This window comes from Streptomyces sp. BF23-19, from assembly GCF_041106355.1.
Classification (GTDB): domain Bacteria; phylum Actinomycetota; class Actinomycetes; order Streptomycetales; family Streptomycetaceae; genus Streptomyces; species Streptomyces virginiae_A.
On the sequence record NZ_JBGBPT010000162.1, the window covers coordinates 1 to 7,619 of the forward strand.

A 7,619-nucleotide genomic window follows, 5' to 3' on the forward strand; every position below is an offset into this window, starting at 1 on the left:
CCCGCGCCTGCGGGGATGGTCCGGGCGCGGGCGCGGGCCTGGCCCCCGGCACCGAGTCGACCCCGCGCCTGCGGGGATGGTCCGTCCCAGACGTCACCACTCACCACGTACGTGGTGTCGACCCCGCGCCTGCGGGGATGGTCCGCTGTCCTTGCCTGCTGCCACCACCTGCAGCCCGTCGACCCCGCGCCTGCGGGGATGGTCCGGACGCGGACGCGGGCCTGGCCCCCGGCACCGAGTCGACCCCGCGCCTGCGGGGATGGTCCCTCGGCCAGACACCAGGGGACGGCGACATAGACGTCGACCCCGCGCCTGCGGGGATGGTCCGAACCGGTACCCACGACCCGAAGAGGTCGCTGAGTCGACCCCGCGCCTGCGGGGATGGTCCGGACCGGCCGCTCTTGTTGTCGGAGGCTAGCTCGTCGACCCCGCGCCTGCGGGGATGGTCCGGGCTTGATCGTGAATCGAACGGTGGCGTCCAGGTCGACCCCGCGCCTGCGGGGATGGTCCGTACGTACCACTCAGGCCGAGCCAGTACCGCAAGTCGACCCCGCGCCTGCGGGGATGGTCCGTCAGCATGTTGATTCTCTGCGAGCCCTTAGGCGTCGACCCCGCGCCTGCGGGGATGGTCCCTGCTACCTCGGCGTGTACGACTCGGCCGGGACGTCGACCCCGCGCCTGCGGGGATGGTCCCAGAGCGGGGCCGCCCGGACGGCCATCCGGAACGTCGACCCCGCGCCTGCGGGGATGGTCCGGCCAGCCCGGCCTGGGTCGCCCACGAGTACGCGTCGACCCCGCGCCTGCGGGGATGGTCCGGAGCGCCACGGCTCCTCCGCAACGGCCATCGGGTCGACCCCGCGCCTGCGGGGATGCTCCGAGCGTTTCGCCGGAAGCCACGCGGAAAACATCGAGGCCCTGAATTTCGATCATCGCCTGCGACAACGACCCCGACATGATCGCCACCGCCGAGGAAGCGCTCCGCCCCCAGGTCCCCGGCGGCACCACCCTGTCGCTGGTCACCTCCACCGCCGAGGACTTCCCCCCGCCCGCCGGGTGGAAGGCGGACCTGGTTACCATCTGCCGCGCCTTCCACTGGCTCGACCAGGCCGGCGTACTCGCCCTGCTGGACTCCCAGGTCGCCGAGGGCGGCGCGGTGGCCGTGTTCGCCGACCGCAGCTTCTGGGCCGCCGAGAGCGACTGGAAGGCCGCGGCCAAGCAGGTCATCAAGGACTTCCTCGGCGAGGAACGCCGGGCCGGCGGCGGCACGTTCCAGCACCACAACCGCCCCTACAGCGAGATCATGGAGGAGTCCCCGTTCAACCAGGTCGAGGAGTTCACCGTCCCGGTCACCCGGACCTGGAACACCGCGGGCATCCTCGGCTACCTGTACTCCACCAGCTTCGCCGCACCCGCCCTGTTCGGTGACCGGCTGGAGGAGTTCGAGACCGCCGTGCAGAAGACCCTGCGCGGCTTCTCCGAGGACGACACCTTCCACGAGAGCAACGAGTTCCTCGTCCGCGTCGGACGGCGCACCGCATGACCGGCCCAGAGGCCGCAGCTACGGCGTGCGCGGCGACGGTGTCGTACGGGTCGGGGAGGACGCGGGGTGGGCTTTCGCCGTGGAGTACGGGGACTCAACCGGTGCGGACCGTCTGGAAGAGATCGCCTCCGGCAGGGTCGATGCCGTCCACTACCTGCCGATGAGCGCACGTCCGCCTGCCAGGTTCCACTACGCCAACAACGGCGTGTTGACCTGCGGGTTCGGGATCGGCGAGGAACACCGGCGCTGGGGCGCGGAGCCAGATCTGCTCCTACTCGAACTTATTGCCGGAAAGGTACTTCATCCCGACGGCAGTCAGAACATCCCTCCTTCCAAGGAACATCACATGGCCTACCAGGAACGATCTCTCGGCGTCCTGGAGCAGCGGTTCGGTCTCTCGTTGCCGCGCACCGTCCTGGGCGAGGCCCGTCTGCCCGCCTATGCCGTTCGCGGCACTCCCGCCATGCAAACCGGGCCGGAGCCCGACCACCAGCAGATCAGGGCATGGGCTGCCACTCTCGGCCTCACCTGGAACGATGCAGGCGGTCGCGTCCCTTCCGACGTTCGTGAGGCCTGGAACCATATGGCTCGGCGAGATCCGAAAGAGACTGTCTAGGTCCACAAAGCGGGGATGCGAGGAACCTCAACGAGGACGAACCACCCGTTCGACCCGGCGCCGAGTGCCACGGGGGCGGATGCCGAACTGGTCGGGCGAACGCACCCAGAAGTGCGATACCCACCGCACTTCTGGCGGATGACCGACTCTCCTGACCGGTTACACGATGACATGGCAGGTCACCAACACCGGGCACAGCATGCAGCGCAGGGGGAGAACCCCCCTGACTGGGTGGGTTCCGGTTGTCCACCCAGCGCGTCAGCTGGAGGACCCGCCCAGAACACGTTGGAATTGTGGTTGCGGGGAGCCGCCGCGCTGGAACGGCAGCTCCCGGCCCCGTGGCGCTGTCGGCTGGGGGCAGGCCCGGCAGCCGTCACACGTCGCCGGTGACCGCCCCGGCCGGCAGCATCGAGCTTTCGGGGCTTCGACCGAAGGCACACGTCTATCGGGCCCGGCGGGGTCAGGCGGCGGGGTCGTATGTGATGCGGGCGTTGGGGCAGTCGGCCGCGTACCGCAGGAGTGCCTCGCGTTCGGCGGGGTCGACGGCGAGGCCCCAGCGGTGCTTGGTGGCCACCCATTCGCCGAGGTAGCGGCAGTGGACTGCGGGCATCGGCATCCAGGTGGCCGGGTCCTGGTCGGACTTCTGGCGGTTGGAGCGGGCGGTGACCCCGACGAGGGTGACGTCGGAGCCGAGGTCGTTGGCGTAGCGGCGGCGGCGTTCGGTGGTCCAGCCGTAGCCGCCGACTGGCGGGGAGCGTCATTCCAAGCACGCGATATTCGGAGGGCTTCGGCGTCAGCGAGCCGTAGGGTTGGCGCGCCAAGACAGCCTGGTAGCAATGGAGAAGCGTGCGGCCTGAGGAACATGTGGGGTGGGAGCGGGACTTCCCGGTCCGGTATCTCCTGGTGCGAGACGACATCAGCGGTGAGGAGGAGGAGGAGGGCGTGCTGTGGGGGCGGTGCGCCGAGGTCGAGGGCCTGTTCATGGACGCGCCTCCGCTGCCGCGAGAGGTCCTGACGCTGCGCGGCTGCCCGCGCGAGAGCCTGCTGGTCCAGGCCGTGGCGGACAGCGCCGAACCGGTGCGGCTGTTGGGGGACGGAATGCTCTCGATCGAGCCTGTGGATCCCTCGAACGACGGGCCGGCCCGCTTCTGGGACCTGGAGGACACGACTGTCCTGGCCCAGTGGCCCACGCCGGGCGATCCCGGGCGCGTGGACATCGTCGTGGGCACCGGCGTCAGGGAGGACGACTACTGGGGCAGCAAGCGGCTGCCTTCGAGCCCGCGGTTCGACCTGTGGTTCCCCTCGATCCGGGGGGACAGCCCATCGGGCGGTTGCCGTTCCATCGACGGCCTGTTCACCCCGCGCCCGCAGCGACCCACCCAGCCCGTGCACCTGATCGGCTGCGAACCCGCCGCACCGCTTCTGGCCCTGCTGTGTCGTCCCCTTCCGCAGGAGGGCGACCCGATCACGCTCTGGCCCCTCGATCGCCACGGCCGGACGATGACCAGGTACCGCCTCGACCTGCACATCGTCGAGGCACGCCCGTCCGTCCTCGGCGGAGCCCTGATCGACGTCACCATTTGCGACCCCGGCGACGACCGCCCCACCCTGGCCGCCCGCGCAGTCTGGGAGATCTGGTCCGACGGTGTTCCCACGCGGCCCAACCAGTGGGCACAGTTCGACGCCGAGGGCCGGTCCGAGTGGCTGGACCTCACCCGCGTCGGCCCGTACGGGCTGCAGGGCCTCTGCGGCGGGACGTACCACCTGGACGGACAGCACGTCACCGACAGGAACGGCTTGCTCCTGGCGCTCGGCGAAGCCCTGCTCGGCCCTGGCGCCAACTACGGCAGATGTCTGGACTCGGTGGCGGACTGCCTGTGCGGCGGGCCCTCCGTCGTCCCCCCGTTCACCCTCGTCTGGCACCACGCCGACATCGCCCGCCACGCCCTCGCCGGACACGTCCTGCACCACCTCGGCGGCCTGTCCTACTTCGAGGTGACCGTGAACCTCCTGCGCAAGCGCGGCGTCACCGTCGTGCTCCAGTGAGGGAGGCGACGGACAATCCCGGACCCCTTGAAGACAGCGCCTGACCTGGAGAAGGAACGGAGTGGGGCAACGGCCAGGCCATCAGGGCCCGGTCATATCGTCTCCCGGTGCCCGGCTGGTGCTACGGGCTTCGAGGTAGGCGGTCCAGTCGGTGGCGGCTCGCTGTCGCCATTGGGCTGCGGTGACGGGGTGGAGGCCGAGCATCGGTCCGAGGACCGCTGGGGGGAGGTCCTGGGCGAGGGCGACCAGGGCGGTGGCGCGGGCCGGCCGGTTGGGGATGTGGTGGGTGGCCAGGCGGCGGCCGAGCACGGTGGCGGAGAGGTGTTGTGCGGGGCGGCTTCCGGGAAACAGCCAGCCCCGGGAGGAGTTCGCCGCCCAGTTCGAGGGGGCCGGCATGTTGGCGAGGTCGGTCAACAAGCCAGCCAGAGAGGAGGGTAGGGGGATCGGGGTGCGGTCGAGGGTCAGGAAGGTGTCCTCGCCGACGGCGGTGACCGCTTGAGTCGTCAGGGCGGTGATCCGGGTCAGGTGCTGGCCGAACAGCAGGAGGATCGCCCCGGCTCCGCGAACGTCGAGCGGCAGGTCGGCGTCGGTCAGGCACTGGTGGAGCAGTTCCCAGTGGGAGTCCTCGTCCAGACCGACCGGATCCACCTTTGGCCAGTGCGGGACGTCGAGGGTGCGGGCATGGCCGCGGCGGGCCGCCCAGACCGCGAAGTCCCGGACTGCGAAGCGGGTCCCAGGGTTCACCGCGAGCCAGGTATCCACCTCGTGCTGGGTCACCTCCCGCAGGGACAGTCCGCGCGCGGCCATCGCGTTGAGGAACTCGATGGCCCGGTTGATACGCGCGTAGGCCGCGCGGACACGGTAGAGGAACCCTCCGCCGCGGAGCCGCTGGTGGCGACGGGCCCTCGGCAGCAGTGACCAGCGCACGTAGGAGCGGAGCAGGACGGCGTGCTCGGGGTGTCGGGCGGCGACCCGTTGGAGGTGGCGTTCGATCCGGGCGGACAGCTCGTCCCGCTCGGGCAGCACCTGGTAGGCGACGAGGAGGCCGCGCAGATAGTCGACGGTTCCCGGGGCGGCCCGTCCTTGGCCCGCCGTGGCGTCGAGATCGGCGTGGGTGACCGGCCGGCCCGTGGCCACCAGGTCGGCGAGCAGGCGAGCGGAGTGGGAGTTGCGCAGTCAGTTCAGGACGGTGCCGGGCTCGGGACAGTCGGCCAGAGCCACCCGCATGTGAGCGTACGGGCCGCCACCGTGGTCCGGGACCGTGGAGAACAGCGCGTCAAGGCGGTCGTGGACCGCGCATCGGTCGCACACCCCCTTGACCTGGTAGGAGCGGGGCTCGGCACAACGTGGGCACGCATGCGGGTCAGGGTGTCCGGCGCATGGCCCGCAGACCCGGCGGCTGTCGGCGCGAGCGATCAGCACGCGCCGCCGCCCGCAGGCCGGGCACGAGGCGGGTCGTCGGCGGGCGTTGCGGTAGCACGGCTTGCAGACCGGCCCGAGCGGCCACCGAGCACATACCGGTGAGCTGGTTCGGCACAGCGCGCACGGCACCTGCGGTCGTGGCCGGCAGTTCGCGCACGGATCGATGAACGAACGGTGCCCGCAGACCGAGCAGGCCCGTCCGGTCGACAGCTGATCCCGGCGGCTGGGGCCGCAGGTTTTGTGGCTCGGGCGGGGGCGGGTCTCCCCGCAGGCGGTGCAGGGGCCGACGTCGGCCTGCGCGGCCAGGATGCCTTCGCAGCCGAGGCAGACTCTGCCGCCGGGCACGGCTCGGCGCAGCGGCCGGATGCGGCCGCACCGCAGACAGGCCGGCGGCCGGACCCCGGTGACATCGGCCTTGGAGAGGGTGGCGATGAGGGCCTGTACCGAGCGCCCGCAAAGACGTCCCCGAGTTCGCCGACGCGGTCCTCACCGACGACAACCATCTGGCCCTCGGCCCCGTGCGCGATGCCCGCGACCATCTGCGTCACCTGGCCGCCACCGCTCCGCTCCAGGACCTGGCGCGGACCTGGAAGACCGCCGCCGGCGTACGGCAGTGGGCCCTGGACCTGTGCGATCGGGTCGAGGAGGAACTCGCCGCAGGGCACCTGGGCGGAGGTGGCCCTGGAGTGGATGAGCGGCCGCTACGCGATGGCCGGCCTGGCCGTGCTCAGCAGCCTGAAGGAGCGCGACCGGCCACCCGCCCAGCACGCCCTCGACACCTTGGTGCTGCTCTACCAGCTCGGGGAGTTCCACCAGCTCGACCGGCTCATTCCCGGCTGCCAGTGGCACCTCCTCGCTACCGACGGGCTGCTGCCGCCACCCGTCCGCGAGCAGCTCCAGGACCTCATCAGCCGGGACGCGCCCCTTGCCAGGTCGGGGGTCGATGTCAGACCGGCCTCGTAGCGTCGAAGACGAGGCCCCGGACCGGACGGGGCCCCGGAGGACCGAAGGAGCGGGCCATGGGCGAGATCAGCATCGAGCGACAGCACCTTGACCACCTGCTGGCCGACAGCGCGAGCACGTACGGAGCCCCCTACCAGCGGGCCTTCGCCCAGCTCGCCGAAGCGCACCGAGGCCGGCCCGTCGCCGAGATCCTCCCGCTGCTCCGCCGGCCACCGACGAGGCGCTGCTCGGCTTCACGGACGCGGACCTCCGGAAACAGGCGCAGGCGATCAGTACGGGCGAGCCGTACGTCCTGCGCGTCACGGTGGCCTGACCACGACGGTGCCCGTCAGACCTCCCACCACGCGGCGGTCAGGCCTTACGCCGACCGCGGCCGGAGTGGGCGAGGGCGTCGGCGAGCTGGTCATGGTTCATGGACGAGCGGCCCGGGATGCAAGTGGAGATCCGACGGGTTCCAGCGAGTGCTGGGGTGACGTATCACCATGGTTCAGCCTGGTCAGAGGCTTGCGGAGAAGGTCCACTCGATCGTGTGAGTTTCTGAGGATTGCTAGCAGATTCCAGGAGTTAGCCACGTAATTTCTCGGCTTGTGGCAGATTCCGGGACACGTCGTTTCTCCCTGATCACAGGCGAGGGCGGCGTCGGTACGTTGGCGGGCGAGCCTGGGGTGGCCGATGTCCTGACGTTGCAGCGGCGGGCGAGTGAGTCATCGTCGCCGGAGGGCGAGCGCGAGCTCTATCAGGACACCCTGGCCGAGTACTGCTGGGCCCGGGACGTGGCGGGGCTGTCTCCCAGAACGTTGCAGAGCCTCGTACAGCCCGTGCTTGAGGTCTGTACGTTCTACTGCGTCGTTCCGTGGCGGCTGACTTCGCGGGACCTGGACCGGTATTTCTCGGGGCCGGGCAAGGCGGGCCGGCACTCCACGATGCGGTCGAAGATGACCCGGATCGACGGGTACTGAGCTTGTTCCGCTTTGGCGGACACCTTTGGTGTGGTGGTCAGGCCGCGAGGGTGGTCTCGTATTCGGCGGGGCT

At 70.7% G+C, this 7,619-nt stretch carries 7 protein-coding genes and 1 CRISPR repeat array; of the genes, 5 read left to right on the top strand and 2 right to left on the bottom strand.

Going from position 1 to position 7,619, the window contains the following annotated elements; genetic code table 11:
* A CRISPR array of direct repeats spans window positions 1–877; the repeat unit is 23 nt; unit sequence CCCGCGCCTGCGGGGATGGTCCG.
* Between the two features lie 51 nt (window positions 878–928).
* Window positions 929–1,540, top strand: a complete 612-nt coding sequence (locus AB8A24_RS42525; protein WP_369479188.1) for a trans-aconitate 2-methyltransferase — start codon at window positions 929–931, stop codon at window positions 1,538–1,540.
* A 79-nt stretch (window positions 1,541–1,619) separates the two neighbouring features.
* Entirely contained in the window at window positions 1,620–2,156 is a 537-nt protein-coding gene (locus tag AB8A24_RS42530) for a hypothetical protein (RefSeq protein ID WP_369479182.1), read from the top strand.
* Window positions 2,157–2,616: 460 nt separating this feature from the next.
* On the opposite strand, the gene AB8A24_RS42535 is transcribed toward AB8A24_RS42530, so the two are convergent.
* Window positions 2,617–2,772 carry a hypothetical protein gene (locus tag AB8A24_RS42535; protein ID WP_369479183.1) on the bottom strand — a complete coding sequence of 52 codons (156 nt, stop codon included), beginning with the start codon at window positions 2,770–2,772 and terminating at the stop codon, window positions 2,617–2,619.
* A 230-nt stretch (window positions 2,773–3,002) separates the two neighbouring features.
* Between AB8A24_RS42535 and AB8A24_RS42540 the strand changes: the two genes are divergently transcribed.
* Window positions 3,003–4,202: a barstar family protein gene (locus AB8A24_RS42540; protein WP_369479184.1), complete on the top strand. Its 1,200-nt coding sequence runs from the start codon at window positions 3,003–3,005 to the stop codon at window positions 4,200–4,202.
* A gap of 81 nt (window positions 4,203–4,283) precedes the next feature.
* Here AB8A24_RS42540 and AB8A24_RS42545 read toward each other — a convergent pair whose 3' ends face one another.
* Window positions 4,284–5,339, bottom strand: a complete 1,056-nt coding sequence (locus AB8A24_RS42545; RefSeq protein WP_369479185.1) for a hypothetical protein — start codon at window positions 5,337–5,339, stop codon at window positions 4,284–4,286.
* Window positions 5,340–6,314: 975 nt separating this feature from the next.
* Between AB8A24_RS42545 and AB8A24_RS42550 the strand changes: the two genes are divergently transcribed.
* Complete coding sequence (locus AB8A24_RS42550; RefSeq protein ID WP_369479186.1) at window positions 6,315–6,587, top strand: hypothetical protein; 273 nt, start codon at window positions 6,315–6,317, stop codon at window positions 6,585–6,587.
* Window positions 6,588–7,252: 665 nt separating this feature from the next.
* The gene (locus AB8A24_RS42555) at window positions 7,253–7,546 is read left to right on the top strand and encodes a hypothetical protein (RefSeq protein ID WP_369479187.1); all 294 of its coding nucleotides are present in this window, start codon (window positions 7,253–7,255) and stop codon (window positions 7,544–7,546) included.
* Window positions 7,547–7,619 lie beyond the last annotated feature (73 nt).

Excerpts from the sequence above, each read along its gene's own strand:
- AB8A24_RS42535 (WP_369479183.1), bottom strand. The coding sequence starts at position 2,772 with ATGCCGATGCCCGCAGTCCACTGCCGCTACCTCGGCGAATGGGTGGCC.
- AB8A24_RS42550 (WP_369479186.1), top strand. The coding sequence starts at position 6,315 with ATGAGCGGCCGCTACGCGATGGCCGGCCTGGCCGTGCTCAGCAGCCTG.